Origin of the sequence: Flavobacterium chuncheonense (assembly GCF_042686145.1) — a bacterium.
Lineage (GTDB): Bacteria > Bacteroidota > Bacteroidia > Flavobacteriales > Flavobacteriaceae > Flavobacterium > Flavobacterium chuncheonense.
The window spans coordinates 359,581-380,086 of record NZ_JBHUPC010000010.1; the positions used below are offsets into that span (position 1 = coordinate 359,581).

The 20,506-nt window shown below is 33.1% G+C and carries 19 protein-coding genes; 10 read left to right on the forward strand and 9 right to left on the reverse strand.

What is annotated here, in order from left to right; all coding sequences use genetic code 11:
* Window positions 1-19: 19 nt before the first annotated feature.
* Both rpsG and rpsL read right to left on the reverse strand, forming a co-directional pair.
* Window positions 20-496 carry a 30S ribosomal protein S7 gene (gene rpsG, locus ACFS5J_RS03615; RefSeq protein ID WP_379810637.1) on the reverse strand — a complete coding sequence of 159 codons (477 nt, stop codon included), beginning with the start codon at window positions 494-496 and terminating at the stop codon, window positions 20-22.
* Between the two features lie 25 nt (window positions 497-521).
* Window positions 522-929 (reverse strand): 30S ribosomal protein S12, encoded by a 408-nt coding sequence (gene rpsL, locus ACFS5J_RS03620; RefSeq protein ID WP_379810638.1) that lies wholly within the window; start codon window positions 927-929, stop codon window positions 522-524.
* Window positions 930-1,185: 256 nt separating this feature from the next.
* On the opposite strand from rpsL, the gene ACFS5J_RS03625 reads away from it, so the two are divergent.
* The 6 genes from ACFS5J_RS03625 (at window position 1,186) to rlmB (ending at window position 9,652) form a co-directional block, all read left to right on the forward strand.
* Window positions 1,186-2,847 (forward strand): hypothetical protein, encoded by a 1,662-nt coding sequence (locus tag ACFS5J_RS03625; protein WP_379810639.1) that lies wholly within the window; start codon window positions 1,186-1,188, stop codon window positions 2,845-2,847.
* A gap of 96 nt (window positions 2,848-2,943) precedes the next feature.
* A complete protein-coding gene (locus tag ACFS5J_RS03630; protein WP_379810640.1) occupies window positions 2,944-6,120 on the forward strand; it encodes a SusC/RagA family TonB-linked outer membrane protein in 3,177 nt (1,058 codons plus the stop codon).
* 11 nt (window positions 6,121-6,131) lie between these two features.
* Window positions 6,132-7,577, forward strand: a complete 1,446-nt coding sequence (locus tag ACFS5J_RS03635; RefSeq protein WP_379810641.1) for a SusD/RagB family nutrient-binding outer membrane lipoprotein — start codon at window positions 6,132-6,134, stop codon at window positions 7,575-7,577.
* A 17-nt stretch (window positions 7,578-7,594) separates the two neighbouring features.
* Entirely contained in the window at window positions 7,595-8,329 is a 735-nt protein-coding gene (locus ACFS5J_RS03640) for a BT_2262 family domain-containing protein (RefSeq protein ID WP_379810642.1), read from the forward strand.
* Between the two features lie 17 nt (window positions 8,330-8,346).
* Window positions 8,347-8,850 carry a lipid-binding protein gene (locus tag ACFS5J_RS03645; protein WP_379810643.1) on the forward strand — a complete coding sequence of 168 codons (504 nt, stop codon included), beginning with the start codon at window positions 8,347-8,349 and terminating at the stop codon, window positions 8,848-8,850.
* Between the two features lie 67 nt (window positions 8,851-8,917).
* On the forward strand, window positions 8,918-9,652 hold the full coding sequence (rlmB, locus tag ACFS5J_RS03650; RefSeq protein WP_379810644.1) for a 23S rRNA (guanosine(2251)-2'-O)-methyltransferase RlmB: 735 nt from the start codon (window positions 8,918-8,920) through the stop codon (window positions 9,650-9,652).
* A gap of 4 nt (window positions 9,653-9,656) precedes the next feature.
* Here the strand turns inward: rlmB and ACFS5J_RS03655 are convergent, their stop codons facing one another.
* Window positions 9,657-10,415, reverse strand: coding sequence for a rhomboid family intramembrane serine protease (locus tag ACFS5J_RS03655; RefSeq protein WP_379810645.1), 759 nt, complete (start codon window positions 10,413-10,415; stop codon window positions 9,657-9,659).
* Window positions 10,416-10,526: 111 nt separating this feature from the next.
* Between ACFS5J_RS03655 and ACFS5J_RS03660 the strand changes: the two genes are divergently transcribed.
* The 3 genes from ACFS5J_RS03660 to ACFS5J_RS03670 all read left to right on the forward strand — a co-directional run bounded on the left by ACFS5J_RS03660 (window position 10,527) and on the right by ACFS5J_RS03670 (window position 13,015).
* The gene (locus ACFS5J_RS03660) at window positions 10,527-11,090 is read left to right on the forward strand and encodes a Crp/Fnr family transcriptional regulator (RefSeq protein ID WP_379810646.1); all 564 of its coding nucleotides are present in this window, start codon (window positions 10,527-10,529) and stop codon (window positions 11,088-11,090) included.
* An 85-nt stretch (window positions 11,091-11,175) separates the two neighbouring features.
* A complete protein-coding gene (yiaA, locus tag ACFS5J_RS03665) occupies window positions 11,176-11,646 on the forward strand; it encodes an inner membrane protein YiaA (protein ID WP_379810647.1) in 471 nt (156 codons plus the stop codon).
* Window positions 11,647-11,737: 91 nt separating this feature from the next.
* Window positions 11,738-13,015 carry a replication-associated recombination protein A gene (locus tag ACFS5J_RS03670; RefSeq protein ID WP_379810648.1) on the forward strand — a complete coding sequence of 426 codons (1,278 nt, stop codon included), beginning with the start codon at window positions 11,738-11,740 and terminating at the stop codon, window positions 13,013-13,015.
* Here ACFS5J_RS03670 and ACFS5J_RS03675 read toward each other — a convergent pair.
* From ACFS5J_RS03675 to radC, 6 genes are all read right to left on the reverse strand, one after another.
* On the reverse strand, window positions 13,012-13,722 hold the full coding sequence (locus tag ACFS5J_RS03675) for a hypothetical protein (RefSeq protein ID WP_379810649.1): 711 nt from the start codon (window positions 13,720-13,722) through the stop codon (window positions 13,012-13,014). The two genes, ACFS5J_RS03670 and ACFS5J_RS03675, sit on opposite strands and share 4 nt — an antisense overlap.
* 1 nt (window position 13,723) lies before the next feature.
* A complete protein-coding gene (locus ACFS5J_RS03680; protein WP_379810651.1) occupies window positions 13,724-14,413 on the reverse strand; it encodes a YjjG family noncanonical pyrimidine nucleotidase in 690 nt (229 codons plus the stop codon).
* A gap of 92 nt (window positions 14,414-14,505) precedes the next feature.
* A complete protein-coding gene (locus ACFS5J_RS03685) occupies window positions 14,506-15,003 on the reverse strand; it encodes a hypothetical protein (RefSeq protein WP_379810652.1) in 498 nt (165 codons plus the stop codon).
* Window positions 14,996-16,261, reverse strand: coding sequence for an ABC transporter permease (locus ACFS5J_RS03690; protein ID WP_379810653.1), 1,266 nt, complete (start codon window positions 16,259-16,261; stop codon window positions 14,996-14,998). Before ACFS5J_RS03690 ends, ACFS5J_RS03685 begins: the two co-directional genes overlap by 8 nt.
* A gap of 1 nt (window position 16,262) precedes the next feature.
* Window positions 16,263-16,892, reverse strand: a complete 630-nt coding sequence (locus tag ACFS5J_RS03695; protein WP_379810654.1) for an ABC transporter ATP-binding protein — start codon at window positions 16,890-16,892, stop codon at window positions 16,263-16,265.
* Between the two features lie 68 nt (window positions 16,893-16,960).
* Window positions 16,961-17,644 carry a RadC family protein gene (gene radC, locus ACFS5J_RS03700; protein ID WP_379810655.1) on the reverse strand — a complete coding sequence of 228 codons (684 nt, stop codon included), beginning with the start codon at window positions 17,642-17,644 and terminating at the stop codon, window positions 16,961-16,963.
* 387 nt (window positions 17,645-18,031) lie between these two features.
* Here radC and ACFS5J_RS03705 point away from each other — a divergent pair, with 387 nt between their 5' ends.
* Entirely contained in the window at window positions 18,032-20,497 is a 2,466-nt protein-coding gene (locus ACFS5J_RS03705) for a mechanosensitive ion channel family protein (RefSeq protein ID WP_379810656.1), read from the forward strand.
* Window positions 20,498-20,506 lie beyond the last annotated feature (9 nt).

The window sequence follows — 20,506 nt, forward strand, 5'->3', positions numbered from 1 at the left end:
TCTAATGTTTCTTTACGAATTAAAATCTAAAGTGAGAGAATGCTTTGTTTGCTTCTGCCATTTTATGAGTATCCATTCTTTTCTTAACAGCAGCACCTTCTTCTTTAGCAGCAGCTAAAACTTCAGAAGCTAAACGAGCAGCCATAGATTTCTCATTTCTTTTTCTTGCATATAGAATCATCCATTTCATCGCCATAGAAATTTTTCTATCTGGACGAATTTGCATTGGAATCTGAAATGTAGCTCCACCTACACGGCGAGAACGAACTTCTACGTGAGGCATAACATTAGTCAATGCATCTTTCCAAATTTCTAATGACGTTTTTTCTTCATCTTGCTTTTTAGCTTCTACGATATCCATTGCATCATAGAATACTTTAAAAGCTACTGATTTTTTACCATCCCACATTAAGTTATTCACAAAACGTGTCACTAACTGATCGTTAAATCTTGGATCTGGTAAAAGAGGTCTTTTTTTGGCCTGTCTTTTTCTCATGTCTTTTCTTTAAAAGTTTTAAAAATTACTTTTTCTTTCCAGCTGCAGCAGATGCTTGTCCTGGTTTTGGACGCTTAGCTCCATACTTAGATCTACGTTGTGTTCTTCCCGCAACACCCGCAGTGTCTAATGCTCCACGTACGATATGGTATCGTACACCTGGTAAATCTTTTACTCTTCCACCTCTAACTAATACTATCGAGTGCTCTTGTAGATTGTGTCCTTCTCCTGGGATGTAAGCATTTACTTCATTACCATTTGTCAAACGCACACGCGCAACTTTACGCATTGCCGAGTTTGGTTTTTTAGGCGTTGTAGTATAAACACGCGTACAAACCCCTCTTCTTTGAGGACAAGAATCTAAAGCAGCCGATTTACTCTTCTTAGTTATTTTGGCTCTTCCAGTTCTTACTAATTGTTGAATTGTTGGCATAATTGTTTATAATTATTACTAATAAATTTAACTCCCTAACACTATTTAGGGGGTGCAAATGTAGTGATTCTTTTTTATAAAACAAACCTAATTTATTTATTTTCAAGACAATTAAATTCTTTTCAAAAGAAATCATACCATTTAGCACTTTGAGAAAAAATTCCTTAAAACAACAAAGACAAGCCTTAAAGAATAAAAAAACACTCCCTTCCTCTATTTTAAAATTATTTCTATTTTTTTACGTTTCTTTATAACCATGAAAAAACACATATTTTTCTTCATATTATTCATTACACAATTCTCTATTGCTCAGCGATTTACACTGAAAATCGAAGGCAATTCCGTTTTAGAATCCAAAGCAATCGACAGTATTGGTTACCAAGAAAAACATGAAACCGTAAACTCACTATTGGAAACAAAAAAACTTTTTGAGAAAAAAATCATCAATAATGGTTTTTTTGAAAACCAATTACTCTCTGAAAAGAAAATTAACGACAGCTTATTTGTATTAAAATACCAACTTGGAAATCGAACAAAAGATATACATATATATATAGGTAGCATTTCTGCAGAAAAAAAACAACTTTTAGCTTTAGAAAACGATACATTAAAATTCCCTATAGGTGAGATCGAAAATTGGATGCTTCAAAAAACACAACTACTCGAAGCAAATGGATATGCTTTAGCAAAACTTAAACTGACCGAACAAAATACAAGAAAAAATATTTTATATTCTACTTTAACAATTCATTTGAATACTATAAGAACTATAAACAACATTGTGATATTAGGATATGATAAATTCCCTAAAAACATAAAGCATAACTGGAAACGAAAACTTAAAAACAGAACTTTCAATCAAAAATTAGTTGACGAAATATACGCTGATTTTAACCAATTCCCATTTGTTACACAAACCAAATACCCAGAAATATTATTTACCGAAGAAGCAACAAAGGTTTACACCTATGTAGAGAAAGCACGTCCAAACAAATTTGATGGATTCATAGGGTTTGCAAATGATGAAAACAACAAATTAGTTTTTAATGGCTATCTCGATTTAAATCTTCAAAATATTCTAAATGGAGGAGAGAAATTTAACTTGTTCTGGAAAAATGATGGCAAACAACAAACTTCGTTTAATCTTGGAGCTGAAATACCCTATATATTTAAATCTCCACTAGGCATTAAGGCCAATCTGAACATATTTAAGCAAGACAGCACTTTTCAAAACACAAAATCTGAATTCAACTTAGGATATTACCTTACCTATAACCAAAAAATATACCTAGGAATACAGTCGACAACATCCATCGACATACAAAATGCAAATAGTATTTCTTTAAACAATTACAAAAATAGATTTTACAACATCAGTTACGAATACTCTAAACGCAATAACAGTAATTATCTTTTCCCTGAAAAAACAAACTTTTCTCTGAAATTTGGATTAGGAAACCGAACCATAACTGGAGTAAAAACGAATCAATTTTACAACCTTTTAAATTTAAATCATAATTTTTATTTGAATCCAAAAAACACCATCAGTTTACAAAATCAAACCTTTTATCTCGATAGCCAAAATTACATTATCAATGAACTTCACCGCTTTGGTGGCACAAACTCAATTAGAGGTTTTAGAGAAAATAGTTTACAAGCCAATTTCTTTACAGGAATATTCTTAGAATACAAATACCAACTTGCATCAAACCTATACATTCACTCTATAAGTGATTTCGGTTATTTCCAAGACAAAACAAATAATTTACAAGACAAACTCCTTGGGTTGGGTTTTGGATTTGGATTACTTACAAAAAATGGACTATTCAATTTAGCTTATGCTAATGGTAGTACCGAAAAACAACCTGCAAGACTATCAAACTCTATAGTTCACATTTCATTTAAAACTTTTTTTTAAACAAACATGTGTTAAAAACCCAAAAAATTTAACATTAAATTAGGATTTGATATTATTTTTTTACAAATTTGATTTAACTAATTCAAATTTACTAATATGAGATCAAAAATTAACGGATTTATAACACTACTATTAGTGTTATTTGGGCATTTCGCTTTTGCCCAGATCAAGACCGTTTCTGGGATTGTCACCGATCAAAGTGGACTGCCACTACCTGGTGTTTCAGTTTTAGAAAAAGGCACAAGTAATGGAACTCAAACTGACTTTGATGGAAATTACAAATTAGACACAAAGGAAGGTGCCACTTTAGTCTTTAGCTACGTGAGTATGATAACTCAAGAAGTTAAAGTAACATCAGGCTCTATTAACATCTCCATGAAAGAAGATGTTCAAGAGCTTGAAGGGGTAGTTGTTACCGCTTTAGGAATTAAAAGAGAAAAAAAAGCTCTTGGTTACGCTACAACTACCGTAGACAAAGAACAAATTACAAACGTTGTTAACAATAACCCATTAGAGTCACTATCAGGTAAAATTGCCGGGGTAGACATCAGCGCACCTGCCCAACCAGGAGCTTCTACACGTGTAATTATAAGAGGTATAGGTTCTGTAACTCAATCCAACGACCCTTTATACATTGTGGATGGTACTCCTTTATTAAACAACTCGAGCAGTAATGGATCGATTGAAAGATCATACGATGCTGGTAGTGGTATAAACGCATTAGACCCGAATAACATTGAAAGTATTACTGTACTTCGTGGAGCAGCTGCTACTGCGCTATACGGATCCAGAGCCGCAAATGGTGTTTTTATAGTTACCACTAAAAAAGGAAAAGACGAATCAAAAATCAATATAGATATCGTTACTACTACCGACTTTAGTGAGGTGTCTCGTGTACCTCATTTACAGAATGAATTTGGACAAGGCTGGAATGGTGAAGGCTATTCAAACGGAGGAACAACTGTCAGTAACGAAAATGGTTCTTGGGGTCCTAAATTCAACGGCGAATTACGCCCTTGGGGAAATATTTACAATAATTCACAACAAGTAAAACCTTATGTGGCATTAGAAGACAATATCAGAGACTTTTTCAGAAGAGGAAACACAAACACTAACTCTATAAACATTAGTAAAGGTGGCAAAAACTCAGATTTTTCATTAGCATTTACTAATTTAAGTAGCGATGGTATCATACCTACTAACGCAGATCAATATTTAAAAAGAACACTTGGTTTCAACGGAGGTATTAAAAATGACAAACTTTCTGTACGTGCTGCGATCAACTATTCAAACATCGATCAAAATGCAGTTGCTGCTGGCCAAGGAGATCAAGCGAGTGAAGGTACAACTATGATGGAAGAATTATTACAAATCCCAAGAGACATCAGTGTTGTTGATTTAGCAGATTACACTAACAATCCATTTAATTCCCCAAGTTACTTTTACACTCCTTATGCAGGAAATCCATATTTTGCTCTAAATGAAAATGGAATCAAAATTAAAAGCAACACCATTTATGGAAACATCAATTTAAATTATAATTTAACATCTAAATTAAGTGCTACTTGGCAAATAGGTGGTAACGTTCAAAATGAAAGAGTTAAATCTTGGGGAGCTATCATGCGTTTTGAAGATGGTTCGCCTAATGATGGAAACACTGAAACAGTTGGTGGTGTCACAGAAAATCAAATTCAGAGAACACAATTTGATACTTTTTTCAATTTGAATTACAATACAGATTTATCAGAAAAATTTAATTTAAATTTATTAGCAGGAACCAACTACAACCAAAGAGAATCAGACTTTTTAGGTGCATCAATTACAAACTTAGACATACCTAACTATTATGAATTAACAAATAGTGCTGCATTTCCAAATTTAGCACAAGCAAATAGTTTGAGAAGAACTTTAGGTTTTTATGGGCAGGCTGAACTAAGTTACAATTCATTATTCTATCTAACATTAAGCGGTAGAAATGATTTTACTTCTACACTTCCATTAGAGAACAACAGTTATTTCTATCCAGCTGCTTCTTTAAGTGCAATTGCCATTCAAAACAACTCTACATTTTTAAAATTAAGAGCTGCAATTTCACAAGTTGCTAATGATACTAATCCTTATGCGACTAATGCTTCTCTAACACAATCTACAGCAAATGCTTATTTTGGTAACATAAATGCTCCATTTGGTGGATTAAACTACTTTGAATTTGGACCTCAAATAGGAAATCAAGAACTTAAACCTGAACGAACCACTGAAACTGAATTCGGAGTAGAAGGAAGTTTATTTAACAAAAGAATCACTTTTGATGTTTCATTATACCACAGAAAAACAGTAGATTTGATATTACAACAACCGGTTGACCCTTCTACTGGTTTCGGATTTATTAACGGCAATTTTGCTGACTTAGTAAACAAAGGAATCGAATTATCCGCTTCATTTATACCAATACAAAATGATAATTTCTCTTGGACAATGAATTATACTTTTACCAAAAATGACAATGAAGTAACTAGAACTGCGGAAGGATTGGATCAAGTATTGATTAATAGTGCTTACGGCATTAACATTGTAGCAGTTGAGGGAAAACCTATTGGTTCTTATTATGGAGACGCTCCTAAAATGACTGCTGATGGACAATATGTAGTAAACCCAGAAACTGGATATTACGAAACTGAACCAGGTCAATACCTTGGTAACGGACAAAGAGATTTCGTAATGGGACTTCAGAATATGTTCACTTACAAAAACTTTAGCATGAATTTTGCCTTCGATTGGAAAGAAGGTGGATTAATGTATTCAAATACTAAACGTTTGTCTCACTTTACAGGTAATGGTATTGAAACTACGTATAACGATAGAAATCCATTCATTATCCCTAATTCTGTAAATGAAGTTACAGATGTAGATGGAAATGTAACAGGATACAGTGAAAATACAACTCCTATTGAATATGGCTTGATTACGGATTTTTATGCAACTAACAAAAATCCTGGAATTGAAAGAACGCATTTAATAGACAAAACATTTGTACGTTTAAGAGACCTTAACTTTACTTACAATTTACCATCTAAAATAGTAGATCAAATGGGATTAAGTAAAGTAGCATTTGGAGTTTATGGTAAAAACTTATTTCTATGGACACCTGGAGACAACCCTTATGTAGATCCAGAAGTTTCAACTTATGGACAGGGAATTGCAAGCGAGTTCGCAGAATTTAGATCAAATCCTGCACAAAGAAGTTTCGGTGGTTTCTTAAGATTATCTTTTTAAAAAATAGCATTATGAAAAAAACAATTTTAACCTTACTATCAATTGCCTTCATTACATTTTCATGTGATGACAAGTTTGATATTAATCAAGATCCAGACACCTTGAATCCAGGTGGAGTACCGTTATCAAAACAACTTCCGGCAGGAATGGTAGGTGTCGCTGGAGCGCAAGGATCATATTATGCACTGATTGGTGGATTCTGGTCACAATTTTGGACCCAGAGTAACGCATCTAATCAATACACAGAAATCGACACTTATATAATTGGAAGCTTTGATTATGAAAATGGTTGGACAGCAATGTATGATGCGCTTGGAGACATTAAAGAAGTGAAGCAAAGAGCAGAGGCTGAAGGAAACTGGAATTATTATTTGATGGCTACAACTTTAGAAATATATGCATCTCAGATAATGTCTGATTTATATGATCAAACTCCTTATTTGGAGTCTAATAATCAAGAAATTTTGCAACCTCATTTTCTATCAGGAGCGGAAACTTATGGGTTAATGATTGCTGACCTTAAAGATGCTCTATCAAAAGATTTATCAGCTTCAATGGGTGAAACCCCTGGTGTTGATGACTTCCTTTTCGAAGGTGTAATGACTGATTGGACTAAATTTGCAAATACAGTTTTATTGCGATTATACATGAGGCAAACAGAAGCAAATCCTGATCTTGCCGAAAATGGTATAAAGGAATTATTTGATAACGGAGCACAATTCTTAGATAAAGATGCTAGAATAACAGGTTTTATCGACGAAGCAAATAGAAGTAATCCACTTTACGAAACCGATAGACGTCAATTAAATACGCCAAAAAACCTAAGAGCAAGTTATACGATGTATTCTTTTATGGATGATAACGGAGATACACGTAAAAATGAATTTTACGGTCCTGGAGTACCGCTTTATCAAGGTTACTACACGAATACTTCTATATCAGAATCGGCAATTTCAATAGTGACACTTTCTCCAACAACAGATGTTTATTTTATAACTAAAGAAGAAAGTAATTTACTACAAGCTGAAGCTTTAGAACGTTATTATGGTGGAAATGGAGCAAAAGCATTATACGATGATGCTGTTGTAGAAGCCTTTAATAAATTTAATTTAGATGGAACGTCTTTTGTAGCTGCTGGGGGATCATATGAATACCCTACAACAGGCACATTCGATGACAAATTAAAGGCTATTATTACACAAAAATGGTTAGCAAGTTTTCCTGGAAACGGTTTTGAATCATTTTTTGAACAAAACAGAACGGGATATCCGTCTATTTCAACTGTAACGCAAGATGACCCTACTTATGTATCTGGCGAAATAACTTATTCATGGAATGGAGCAACCGGTGGATTATTTCCTAAACGTGTAGTTTTTCCTAACAGAGTGATTACACGAAACCAAAATGCACCGGCATTAGTACCTATCACAACTCCAGTTTGGTGGGATGTTAATTAATTTTAAAAAAAAATAGTATGAAAAAAATATTTTTGACTTTAACTATTGTCCTCACAGGGCTAACATTTTTCACTAGTTGTGATTCTACTGATACAGATAATGTTTCATTTGTTACCAATTACCCTGTGTTTGAATTAATCGGAGAAGAAACCGTTGTTGTTGACGCAGGAGGAACGTTTGAAGACCCTGGAGTGATTGTAACTGAAAATGGTGTTGAGATTCCTTACACTTCTTCAGTTAAAGGGCTTTTCCAAGGCGGGAGCTCTTTAGACACAAATGTTTCAGATATTTACACAATTACTTATAGCGCAACTAATCAAGATGGCTTTTCTGGTACTACAACTAGAACTGTAATTGTTTCTACAAACGATGATTTATCTTTGGGTTTAGCCGGATTGTATACCTCGACTGTAACTCGTAATGGTGTTTTAACAGGTCAATATACCGACATGGAGTATGTATTAATATGGGAGAATCCTGATGGAACATATGAAATTTCGGATGGTATTGGAGGTTATTACGACATCGGCAGAGGATATGGAGTAGGCTATGCAGCGACAGGAGCTGTTATAACAGTTAATGATTTTGCTACAAATAACTTTTCGTATTCCGCTTTTGAAGTGGGTGGATTTGGAGGTGCATGCATAATGAGCGCTTTGACACCTAATGCAGCAAATTCAACTATAAGCTTTTCTACAGAATGGGATGCAGGTTATATCTTTGACGTAGTATTAACGCAAGTTCAACTTTAAAAACAGATATTTATAATATGAGAAAGATAAATTATATAAAAAGCTTAATTGTTTTACTAACTTTATCAGTATTCGTTTCATGTGATGAAACAGGTGATACTGATCCAGGAGGAACCACGACGGAAGCTTTTGCAGGTGATTGGCATATTATTGCCCTTGAAAATGACGGTGTAACCCCAGCATATGGTGGAGACTACAACTTATTTTCTACATATAACGCATCTTCCAACGATGAAAATTTTTGGATTGACGACCATGATAGCTGGATGGAAATAAAAAGTAAAGTACAAGTAAATAGCTTTGAAAACTTTACATTTGCAGGCCAACCTGATGCTGAAGAACTATATACAGGTGGTACTGTACATGTTACGAATGGTCAAATACTAAAAAATGCAGCAACTTCTTTTGGAGGTCACGCAGTAGACAGTATTTACTTTGAAGCGGAATTTGACTGGGATCCAGGATACATTTACAAATTCGCTGGTCATAAAAGAACTGGATTCTTAGAAGACGAACTATAATTAATTTTATTTGATAGTTATTTCTAAAACCACCTCATTTGAGGTGGTTTTTTTATACTTTTGCATCATGGAAAGAGAACATCAAATTTTTGGAATTAGAGCTATTATAGAGGCTATTCAAGCAGGTACTGAAATCGATAAAGTATTTTTACAAAAAGATGCTCAAGGTGATTTAATGAAAGAGTTGATGCAAACGATGAAAAAAAACAACGTTAATTTTTCTTACGTTCCTGTAGAAAAATTAAATCGCTTGACTTCAAAAAACCATCAAGGTGCTGTAGCTACCATCTCCCCTATTTCTTTTCATAACTTAGAAGATTTGGTTACCAACGTTATTGAATCTGGTAAAAAACCATTATTCTTAATTTTAGACCAATTATCAGACGCTCGTAATTTTGGCGCTATTATCCGTACAGCAGAATGTACTGGTGTCAACGGAATTATTATCCAAAAACAAGGAGCTGCTCCTGTAAACGGAGACACTGTAAAAACTTCAGCCGGTGCTGTTTTCAACATTCCAATTTGTAAAGTTGATCATATTAAAGATGCTGTTTTCTTTTTACAAGCAAGCGATATCAAAACTGTTGCGGCTACAGAAAAAACAGATAATCTTATCTACGACATTGACTTCAATCAAGGAATCGCGATTATAATGGGAAGCGAAGATAGAGGTGTAAATCCATCTGTTTTAAAAATTGTTGATGAAAAAGCTAAATTACCCATGCATGGCACTATCGAATCGTTAAACGTTTCAGTAGCTTGCGGTGCATTTTTATATGAAGCTTTGAGACAACGTCTATAGAATACTATAGCTTTTTATTGATTCCGATAAAATCATAAATTACTTTAAGTGAAGACGTAAAGTATTCCTTTATTGAATCTTCTGGTTTTGGTGGTGGATTAAAATTCCCAAATTCATCGAAATTTTTAATAAAAGGGTCGTTTTCTGGATTAAAATCGGGTTTCTCCCATTCATAAAGAATTGGCTTAGCAAACTGTGGAGTTTTCAAAACTAAAGCAAAAGCCAAACCGGTTAAAAAACCACTCAAGTGCCCTTCCCAAGAAACGGCATTATCAACCTTTGGAAACATATACCAAACCATTCCACCATACAATATTACGATTAATAAAGAAAGTGCTACCAGACGATAATATTTGGTAAAAATGCCTTTAAAAAAAATAAAACTCACCAATGCATAAATTAACCCACTGGCTCCAATATGATAGTTAGGTCTTCCTAATAACCATGTCCCTAAACCCGAAAATAGAATTCCAAACACTAATACTGTAAAAGTTTGGTCCCTATAAAAGAAACGCAAAGCAGGCAAAAGTACTACTAATGCTAAGGAGTTATTGATTAAATGTTCAAGGTTACCATGTAAAAAAGCACTAAAAAAAATACCTTTAACACCAAAACCCGTTCTAGGGTATACTCCATAATGCGACAAATTAATATGAAAATGTTGCTCTACCCAAAAAACTATCCAAAGTGACAATACAAATAACAAAGGTAACAACACTACCGATGGTGAGAATACAAATGGATTTTCGAGTGTAGGTTTCATTTTTTTCATTCTTACTTCCCTTCAAAGATAAGACCAAAAATATTTAAGTGAATTTTTGTCATATTCCTAAATTGATTTTATTTTAGTCCCATATCAAACATTACTCGTTAAATGGATCAATTACGAACAATTCTAAATGAAAAAGTGGCAATTTCTGAAAAAGATTGGAACTATATCACTTCAAAACTTCAAACAAAAGATTTTAAAAAGAAAGAGTTCTTAATCAAATCGAATTGTATTGAGCAAAATATCTATTTTATTGCAGAAGGTGTTTTTCGAATTTATCTTGAACTACCCGATAAAGATATCACTTTAGACTTTGGTTTCCCAGACAAATTAATCAGTAGTTACTCTTCTTTTTTAACCCAATCTCCAAGTATCGTTTGTATTCAAAGTCTAACAAAATCTAAAGTCACATTTATCACCCGAGAAGATTTACAAGATATTTACAACAATACAAATTGCGGAGAATCTATGGGAAGGGTTTTTGCCGAAGAATTTTTTATGAATAAATCAAAAAGGGAATTGAGTTTTATGAAAGACTCTCCAACAGAGCGTTATTTGAATTTGTTTAAAGAACAGCCTAAACTTATTCAAGAAATCCCTCAAAAATATTTAGCATCATACATTGGTATTACGCCTCAGGCACTAAGTAGAATTCGTTCAAAAATATAATTACATGCTATTTTGTTAACCGAAGTTCATTGTTTGACCTTTCCATAGTTCCTTTCTTTGCTTTAGAAATTTAAATCAAAACATTATGGAAAAAAATCAAGTGAGCAGTGCTGAAGTAGTAACAAATACAAAATCAAAAGAAATTTTAATAGTTCAAAAACCAACAAGTGCTTTCATAGGTGCTGCTTGGATTTCACTACTAACCGGAATGGTTTCATTTTGCATTGGCCTTTGGAATGCTCAAATGGAATTAAATGAAAAAGGCTATTATTTTACAATTTTATTGTTCGGTCTATTTGCTGTAATTTCTGTTCAAAAATCGGTAAGAGACAGAGCAGAAGGAATTCCGGTAACCGATATGTATTACGGAATCAGTTGGTTTACCACCATAGCTTCTATAACTCTTTTGATTATCGGACTTTGGAATGCTGAATTAGAATTAAGCGAAAAAGGATTCTATGGTATGTCGTTCTTGTTAAGTTTGTTTTCAGCAATTACAGTGCAAAAAAACACACGAGATGTATTACTAACCGACAACACAGCTAAATGTGACTAAAGCAAATATATACCTCTAACAACTAGGTTTGAAATTAAACTTTCAAACCTTTTTCTTCTTTATAAAATTGAAAATAATGTAATTTTACTCCATGGAAGCACCATTAGCAGAAAGAATTCGCCCTCAACACTTATCGGAATATGTAAGTCAATTACACCTTGTAGGTGAACAAGGTTCTCTTACCCACCAAATTGCAAAAGGAATTATTCCTAGTTTAATTTTATGGGGCCCTCCGGGTACCGGTAAAACAACCTTAGCCCAAATAATGGCTCAGGAAAGCAAACGCCCATATTACCAGTTGAGTGCTATACACTCGGGGGTAAAAGATATTCGTGAAGTTATTGAAAAAGCCAAACAAAGTGGCGGATTATTCACAGCTAAAAATCCTATCTTATTTATTGACGAGATACACCGTTTCAGCAAATCCCAACAAGATTCACTTTTAGCGGCTGTCGAAAAAGGTTGGGTTACCTTAATTGGTGCTACAACTGAGAATCCAAGTTTTGAAGTTATTCCCGCTTTATTGTCAAGATGTCAGGTTTACATTTTGAATGCATTTAGTAAAGATGATTTGGAATCACTTTTACATCGTGCCATAAACACTGATGAAATTTTAAAAACAAAGAATATTCAACTACAGGAAACCGAAGCCTTACTTCGTCTTTCTGGAGGTGATGGTCGTAAACTTTTGAATATTTTTGAACTTGTCGTTAATGCCTCAGAGGCAAATGATATCATTATTACTAATGAAAAGGTTATGCAATTGGTACAGAAAAACACTGTACTGTATGACAAAACAGGCGAACAACATTACGACATAGTATCGGCTTTCATTAAATCCATACGCGGTAGTGATCCAAATGGCGCTGTATATTGGTTAGCACGCATGATTGAAGGTGGTGAAGATGTAAAATTTATTGCCCGTCGTATGCTAATTTTAGCAAGCGAAGATATCGGAAATGCAAATCCTACGGCTTTAATTATGGCCAACAACACCTTTCAAGCTGTTACTACTATTGGCTACCCTGAAAGCAGAATAATCTTAAGCCAATGCGCTATTTACTTGGCTAGCTCGGCAAAAAGCAATGCGAGCTATATGGCTATAGGTAGAGCGCAACAAATGGTAAAACAAACTGGAGATTTACCTGTCCCAATCCATTTGCGTAACGCTCCTACTAAACTCATGAAAGAATTAGGTTACGGGGACGAATACAAATATTCACATGAGTACCCTAACAATTTTGCAGAACAAGAATTTTTACCAAATGAACTGTCCAATACTACATTTTTTGAACCTGGTGAAAATGCCCGAGAACGCGAATTACGTCAGTTTTTAAAAAACAGATGGAAAGATAAGTATGGATATTAAAATTTAATATCCATTTTTTCAGAAATTAATTTCCCTTCTTGATAATACTCGAAAAACCATTCACTTCCTTTTTGTATAAGTACTCCTGAAGTTTTTCCCTTTTCGGCAATATAAATAGTAGAAACAGATGTTTTACTAATAACCATTACAGTAACAGGTTGAGCATCTACTAATTTATACCCTACCGCAGTAGGAATAGCAAAAAGTTGATTCTCATTTTTCACACTTACAACAGTTTCAGTTGCAACAACACTAGCTGTTTTTACTGGATTAGTAACGGATACCTGCTCTTTTTTAAATTGCACTTTGCCTTTCATCGACGACAATGCGTCTCTTAAAGTTATTGTATACGCTTTCTGAAGATCTTTCTCTCTTGATTCTGACTCTATACTTTCATAAATTACTTTATTGGTACAATCTTTAATAACGACTTTTACTATTGTTTTAAACATAGTATTACTTTCAATCACATCGGCTAATAATGCTTGACAACGATCACTCGCAATGCCACGAGGTAAATTATCTGTATCGTAAAAAACGGTATATCCTTCCGCTTCAAAAAAAGATTTCGTTAAAGCATTTAAATTAAATTTATTCGCCTCTTTGAAAAAAGAAAATTGACTTGGAACAATGATGCTCTCATAATTCTCTTGTCCTACAGTTGACAACGAAAAACAGATTAGGAATAAAAATAAAACACGTTTCATATTAAAATATTTTTTTAAGTTCTAATAAATGGTTGACTTGAAATACAGGATTCTCGATTGTAATATTCTCAGCATTAAAAAAGATAGCATCCATACCAAAATCTAAAGCGCCTAAAACATCCGCTTCATAACTGTCGCCAATCATAATACTTTCTGCCTTAGATGCTTTAGCCAAAGATAATGCAAAATCAAATATAGAAGGGTGCGGTTTTTTAACTCCTGCGGTTTCAGAATTGGTTACTGTTTTGAAATAATGGTTAATTTTAGCATTTTTCATTTTTATATCTTGAACAAAGTGAAGTCCATTTGTAATGATATGCAAATCGTATTTGGTTTGAAGATATTCTAAAAGTTCAATTGTACCATCAAACAAGTGATTACTATTGGGCAATTGTGCTATATAATCATCAGAAAGAGAGTCAACAGTTTCCTTTGAAACCTCAACATTTAAGGTATCAAAAACATCTTTCAAACGATAGTAACGCAATTCTTGATGCGAAATTCTATCAACTTGAAATAACTTCCAATAATGTTGATTCCGCGGAATATAATGTTTTAAAAAATCTTGAATAGAAAATTTAAAATCATGCTTTTTGAAAATTGTTTCAAAAGCAACTTCAGAATTTCTATCAAAATCCCAAAGCGTATGATCCAAATCAAAAAAGAGATGTTTTTTATTTTTAAAATGCATTGGTAAAACTCTTCCTTTTAATTTAATTTAAAGATTAACAAAAATAACTTCAAATTAAATGCTTTAAAAAAAGCCCAAAAATGGGCTCTAAATTAATTTCCTTGTGTAATAACAGCGTTTTCGATATGATAAATCCAATCTTCGACATCGCTATCATTATAACGAAACGTCCCTTTCATGGTTACATATTGATCGGTTTTTAACTTTGGAGTTTCCCCTTTAAATTTTATCCCCATAATCGTTTCAGGTCCAGATTTCCCACAGAAGAAACATGCGGCAAAAACATTTTTACTTATCGCATAATTCTTATTATCGATAGGAATAATAAAACCACTAATAACAATTGGCTTACCTTGCATGGCTTTCAATTTCGGATTAATGATGGGAAACATCACCTCTCCGTATGTTTTATCGGGTTTATTTCGGTAATCAATTTTAGCTAATAAACTCCACGTTAAAGTATCGGCTACTGTAAGTTCAGTATCATACTTGTTGTTCATATTTACTTTTAACTTTTCCTCTTTAACATTAAAACTAAAGAAGAAAACAGCTACTACTAAAGCTATAGAAATTTTAATATAATTATGCATTTGCTAATGTTTTTGAAATATTTAATCGGTATGCTTTTACTGCTGGAATAAGTGCGGCAACAACTCCTACTAAAAGCGTCAAGGCTAATAATACCCCCTCCTTTTTCCATAAAAACTCATACGGATTGAAACTTAATTTAAAATCTTGTTCGGCTGAATTTGATATCAAAACCAACCCTACTCTACCCAAAATCGTACCAAAAAGAAAACCTACCACACAAAGTAATATACTTTCAATCATAACCAATTTTAAAAGTTGGAATCTTTCAGCTCCATTCACACGTAATAAGGCAAACTCATTTTTACGTTCTTTTAAGGTGTTAAACAACGCAATAAAAATTGATATCCCTGAAATGAGCATTATTACATAAGCAAGGTAACGTAGCGCATCAATTCCAATCCCAAACAAAGAAAACAACCGGTTGATTTCTAATGCCGGTGAAGCTGCTTGCATTTTTGTGTTTTGAGGAATAATACGTTGCCAAGTTAACTTTGCCATAGGATTACGGATTTGTAAAAGTACCGCCGTAATATCCATCCCTTTTTCGTCCAAAGTCATATCTGCTTCTACATGATGCTCGTGATCATCACCTTCTTCATGCACATGCCCTTCTTCGCCGTGAGCAGGATTTTCATGCGCTTCATGACCACCGTGCATCTGCCAAACACTTGGGATGGTACACAAAATTAGGTTATCGACAACTTTTCCTGTTACAGCTGCAATACCTACAACCTTGTAAGAATAATGATCATGCACTTCACCTTCAGCAGCATCGCCATGAGAACCAAAAAATTCATCTCCTACTCTTAAATTCAATTTTTCAGCCATTTCTCCCCCTAAAACCACTTCAAAGTTTTTTTGGAAAACACGACCATCTGCTATTTTAGCATTATATTTTTCCAAATAATCTGGAGTTGTTCCAAGAATTTTATACCCTCTATAATTATCACCAAAGGCTAATGGAATTGCTTTTTTTACATACGGATGCTGCATCCATACTTTTGCAGAATCGTAATTGATATTTCCTGTAGGAGCATCCACTTGATAAACTGAAGATAAAATCAATTGCAAAGGACTTCCTTGTGCTCCTAAAACCAAATCAACCCCGTCGATATTGTCGCTAAATTTCTCTTCAAATTGCTTTTCTAGCAAAATCAAAATAGTGATAATCGCTACACTAGAAGTTAATAGAATTATACTCAATATGGTATTTAACGGCTTAAACCAAATGTTACGCCATGCTAATTTTATTATCATTTTAGATCAGCGTTAATTTGTTAGTAAACTTTTCTTTAATACGACTATCATGCGTTACTATTACTAATGCCGTTTTATACTCTTTTGATAAATCGGTCAAAAGCCGAATTACCGTTTCTGCATTTTTATCGTCCAAACTTGAAGTTGGTTCATCTGCCAAAAGCACTTTTGGTTCGTTCATCAATGCTCTAGCGATAGAAACACGTTGCTGCTGACCAATACTTAACTGACTTGGTAGTTTATTCGCTTGATTGGCAATATTCAACTCGTTTAAAAGTTTCTTAGCGCGCTCTGTATTTTTTTTACCATTAGCCAACCAACTCGCCATTTCTAAATTTTCCAAAACCGTTAAAGCACTAACAAAATGCGACTTTTGAAGTACTAAGCCAATATTTTGCCCTCTATATTTATCATTCTTATGTTCAGACAATGAAACGATATCCGTTTTGTCGATTTCTATAGAACCAGAAGTTGGACGTAACAAACCTGCTAAAATGTGCAAATAGGTTGTTTTACCTTTTCCAGAATCTCCAGTGATAAGAATAGTGTTACCAGCATCACAATGCAAATCAGGAAAAATAAAAGACTGTTCTTTACTATATGAAAATGTAATATTCTTGGTGCTTATCATGTTTGATACGCTTTATTTTTAAGGTGCTGCAAGATAACAAATTGAACAGAAAATTCTCTTAATGTTTTCTAAAAAATTCCTTCGTCTACAAAGCTAAAGTAGGCTTTTTCGGTTATTATAACATGATCCAAAACTTGAATATCCAAATTATTTCCTGCATCACGTAATTTTGTGGTAATTTGCTTATCGGCTTCACTAGCTTGTAATTTACCTGATGGGTGGTTATGCGATAGTATTATAGCAGTTGCATTGTATTCTAAAGCCATTTTGAAAACAATTCGCGTATCTACAACCGTACCTGTTAAACCTCCTTTACTGATTTGACTTTTATACACCACTTTATTGGAATTGTTTAGGTATAATACCCAAAACTCTTCGTGTAATAATTCACCAATTATAGGTTGCATAATTTCAAAAACAGCTTTACTAGAAGTGATTTTTTTGAGTTCCATGAATTCTTCATCTCTACGACGTCGGCCTAATTCCATAGCCGCAGCAATTGCAATTGCTTTTGCCTCACCTATCCCTTTAAAATTCATTAATTGTTGTACCGAAAGTTTACCGAGAAGATTAAGATTATTTTGTGTACTGAATAGAATTCGTTGACAAAGTTGCACAGCGCTTTCGTTGCGAGAACCCGAACCGATAAGTATGGCTAAAAGTTCCGAATCGGATAAAGAAGATTTTCCTTTTAACAAAAACTTTTCACGTGGACGATCATCTTCTGCCCACTGGTTTATTGGCGTATACATTATAATTAAATTTTGGCGTTTATCAAGTCAAAATTAATAAATATATTTCTAAAACCACAATTAAAAACCTGATTAACAACGCCATTACATGATTTTACATAAAACTATGCAATGAAAATCACAACTCTTCATAAGGATAATTATTTCAGTGCATTATACATTTGGAACATATAGCTTCTTTAAACCAAATAAAAGCTCAGAACTTGTAAAAAGTATTCCAAATGCATACGGTGGTTATCGAAGTACTCGAAATTGGAAAAATGGATGTACTTTTCCAACTTCTTGAAAAACGAAAAAATTTAATTAGTGAAATCATGTATTTTCCGACATAATATTCTGATAAATAAAATTTTATAGTTATTTTTATAGTTCACTAATTTTTGTTTTATGGCTTTAAAACATCAAAATAACTCTCAAAAAATATTCTCTTTTCTAAAGACTTTAGTAATTACATTACTGTTATTTACATTTCACTTTTCTTTAGGACAAGAAAGTGATACAACTGAAACTACGAAGGACACATTAACTGTTGAAACTCCAACATCGATTCCAACTATCGAAATCATACAAAGTGCAGCCAAAACACTTAATGGGTTAAAGGTAATAGAAGATAAATATCTAGAAAATAAATTAGCCGTTCATAAAATTGATTCACTTTACTCGAATTATGCTTCTTTTATAGAAAACCAAAAGAAAAGCACGACCACATTACTTGCCACCTACCCTAATCTTCAGAAAACAAATCAAATTTATTCGAAGTGGAATCGTTATAAAATCTTTCTACAAAAACTAGAAGAAGAAACAATCGATTATACTGCTCAAAATAAAGAGTTACTTGAAGCTATTACTTTGCATCAACAAACATGGAACCTAACAGCCAAAAAAAACAATACTGAAACTACCCCTACAGAAGTCCAAGAAAGAATCACTACCCTTTTAATTGATATTGAAAAAATTCAAAATGACATCATTACAGAAAACAATTTTGCTCTAACTGTTGAATCGAAAATTAATTTTAAAATTGAAGAAATTAGTGAAGTAATGGACAACATCCTTTTACTGAAAGATTCCAAAATATACAATATTTTTTATTTAAGACATCAACCTATTTGGAAATCTTCACCTAAAGTAAAAACTGACACTTCGGAAACTTCTATAAAGGAATCAGCGCGAGTGAATATAAATGAGACCATAAGTTTCATTAAAGCTAATAGTGAATCGCTGAATTTATATTTCACTTTAATCATCATATTAATTGGTTTGTTTTTCTTTTTAAAAAAGAAAATACTTCAAGCTGACCTACCGGAAAATCATCCAAACCGTGATATCTCAAGTGAAATCATCATTAAGCACAAAACTGCTAGTATAATTTTTTTCGCACTGTTTATTGGTTATTTCTTCTTTAAGGGAATGCCTAAACTCTTTGAGAACATAATTGTTTTGCTTTTATTATTTTCCTCATCTTTTGTTGTGAGAACTCAGATTAAAGAAAAGTTTAAAATTTTATATTTTTTTATAATCACTTTTTATCTCATTGATGCAATAAAAAATTTTCTATGGTTACCTACTAATTTCTATCGCTTCTACTTATTAATTGAAGCTTCATTAATTGCTATTGCTGTTTACTTATTGACGCAGCGTTTACGCCAAATCAAAAGCTCAAATAAAGTTTTAATTGACCAATTATTACATAAAATAACAAAAGGCTTATATGTTTTTACATTCGTATCGTTTACAGCCATTATATTAGGTTACACCAATTTAGCAGAACTAATTCTAAAAATTAGTTCAAACATAGGAGCTATTGCCATCATCTTTTATTGCCTCTTTTTAATATTACAAGGAGCATTAATTATCATAATTTATAATCGATTCCGTAAAAGACCCGATCTTAATGCTTTTCAAAAGAAAACCTTTGAAACTAAAATCATGAAATTCACCATCTTTTTGGTACTGTTTCTAGGATTTTTGATTTTCTTGAGAATGGTTGACTTGCTAAAACCTGTAACAGAATATTTCCAGGCCATACTTACAGAACCTTATAAAATTGGAGACATCACAATAACTATAGGGGCTATTTTATCCTTTGTATTAATTTTAGCAATATCTTTTTTATTAACCGGATTTGTAACTTTCCTAATTGATGATGGTGATGGTATTTTAAAATTTTTACAACTACCAAAAGGAATTCCTTCAGCAATATCAATAGTGGTCCGATATTTCATTCTCGCCTTTGGATTTATTTTTGCTTTATCATCTTTAGGTATGGACCTCAGTAAGTTTAATTTACTTGCCGGAGCAATGGGAATTGGAATTGGTTTTGGCTTACAAACCATTATTTCTAATTTTATTTCGGGCTTAATTCTTGTTTTTGAAAGACCTATTTTACAAGGCGATACCGTAGAAGTTGACAACCTTATTGGGGTCGTAAATAAAATAGGGGTCCGATCGTCAAGTATTAAAACTTTTGATGGTGCAGAAGTAATTGTACCCAATTACAATTTAATGTCGAACAATTTAATCAATTGGACATTATCAGACAATACATCCAGATTAGAAATTTTAATAGGTGCTTCTTATGATACTGATCCCAATCAAGTACTCGAACTATTAACGGAAGCAGCATTAAGTGTAGAACATGTTTTAAAATATCCCAAACCCAATGCTTTATTCATTGAGTTTGGTGACAATTCTTTAAATTTCGCCCTTCATTTTTGGACGCATTATGAAAAAAGACTTATTGCGAAAAGCGATGTTTCTATTGCGGTTTATAATATCTTTAAAAAACACAATATTTCAATTCCATTCCCTCAGCAAGATGTTTACATTAAAAACTTACCAGATAAAGGATAACCAACCATT

What these genes read in the sequence shown, in the direction of transcription:
- rpsG (WP_379810637.1), bottom strand. Translation starts at nt 496, where the DNA reads ATGAGAAAAAGACAGGCCAAAAAAAGACCTCTTTTACCAGATCCAAGA.
- rpsL (WP_379810638.1), bottom strand. Translation starts at nt 929, where the DNA reads ATGCCAACAATTCAACAATTAGTAAGAACTGGAAGAGCCAAAATAACT.
- ACFS5J_RS03625 (WP_379810639.1), top strand. Translation starts at nt 1,186, where the DNA reads ATGAAAAAACACATATTTTTCTTCATATTATTCATTACACAATTCTCT.
- ACFS5J_RS03630 (WP_379810640.1), top strand. Translation starts at nt 2,944, where the DNA reads ATGAGATCAAAAATTAACGGATTTATAACACTACTATTAGTGTTATTT.
- ACFS5J_RS03635 (WP_379810641.1), top strand. Translation starts at nt 6,132, where the DNA reads ATGAAAAAAACAATTTTAACCTTACTATCAATTGCCTTCATTACATTT.
- ACFS5J_RS03640 (WP_379810642.1), top strand. Translation starts at nt 7,595, where the DNA reads ATGAAAAAAATATTTTTGACTTTAACTATTGTCCTCACAGGGCTAACA.
- ACFS5J_RS03645 (WP_379810643.1), top strand. Translation starts at nt 8,347, where the DNA reads ATGAGAAAGATAAATTATATAAAAAGCTTAATTGTTTTACTAACTTTA.
- rlmB (WP_379810644.1), top strand. Translation starts at nt 8,918, where the DNA reads ATGGAAAGAGAACATCAAATTTTTGGAATTAGAGCTATTATAGAGGCT.
- ACFS5J_RS03655 (WP_379810645.1), bottom strand. Translation starts at nt 10,415, where the DNA reads ATGAAACCTACACTCGAAAATCCATTTGTATTCTCACCATCGGTAGTG.
- ACFS5J_RS03660 (WP_379810646.1), top strand. Translation starts at nt 10,527, where the DNA reads ATGGATCAATTACGAACAATTCTAAATGAAAAAGTGGCAATTTCTGAA.
- yiaA (WP_379810647.1), top strand. Translation starts at nt 11,176, where the DNA reads ATGGAAAAAAATCAAGTGAGCAGTGCTGAAGTAGTAACAAATACAAAA.
- ACFS5J_RS03670 (WP_379810648.1), top strand. Translation starts at nt 11,738, where the DNA reads ATGGAAGCACCATTAGCAGAAAGAATTCGCCCTCAACACTTATCGGAA.
- ACFS5J_RS03675 (WP_379810649.1), bottom strand. Translation starts at nt 13,722, where the DNA reads ATGAAACGTGTTTTATTTTTATTCCTAATCTGTTTTTCGTTGTCAACT.
- ACFS5J_RS03680 (WP_379810651.1), bottom strand. Translation starts at nt 14,413, where the DNA reads ATGCATTTTAAAAATAAAAAACATCTCTTTTTTGATTTGGATCATACG.
- ACFS5J_RS03685 (WP_379810652.1), bottom strand. Translation starts at nt 15,003, where the DNA reads ATGCATAATTATATTAAAATTTCTATAGCTTTAGTAGTAGCTGTTTTC.
- ACFS5J_RS03690 (WP_379810653.1), bottom strand. Translation starts at nt 16,261, where the DNA reads ATGATAATAAAATTAGCATGGCGTAACATTTGGTTTAAGCCGTTAAAT.
- ACFS5J_RS03695 (WP_379810654.1), bottom strand. Translation starts at nt 16,892, where the DNA reads ATGATAAGCACCAAGAATATTACATTTTCATATAGTAAAGAACAGTCT.
- radC (WP_379810655.1), bottom strand. Translation starts at nt 17,644, where the DNA reads ATGTATACGCCAATAAACCAGTGGGCAGAAGATGATCGTCCACGTGAA.
- ACFS5J_RS03705 (WP_379810656.1), top strand. Translation starts at nt 18,032, where the DNA reads ATGGCTTTAAAACATCAAAATAACTCTCAAAAAATATTCTCTTTTCTA.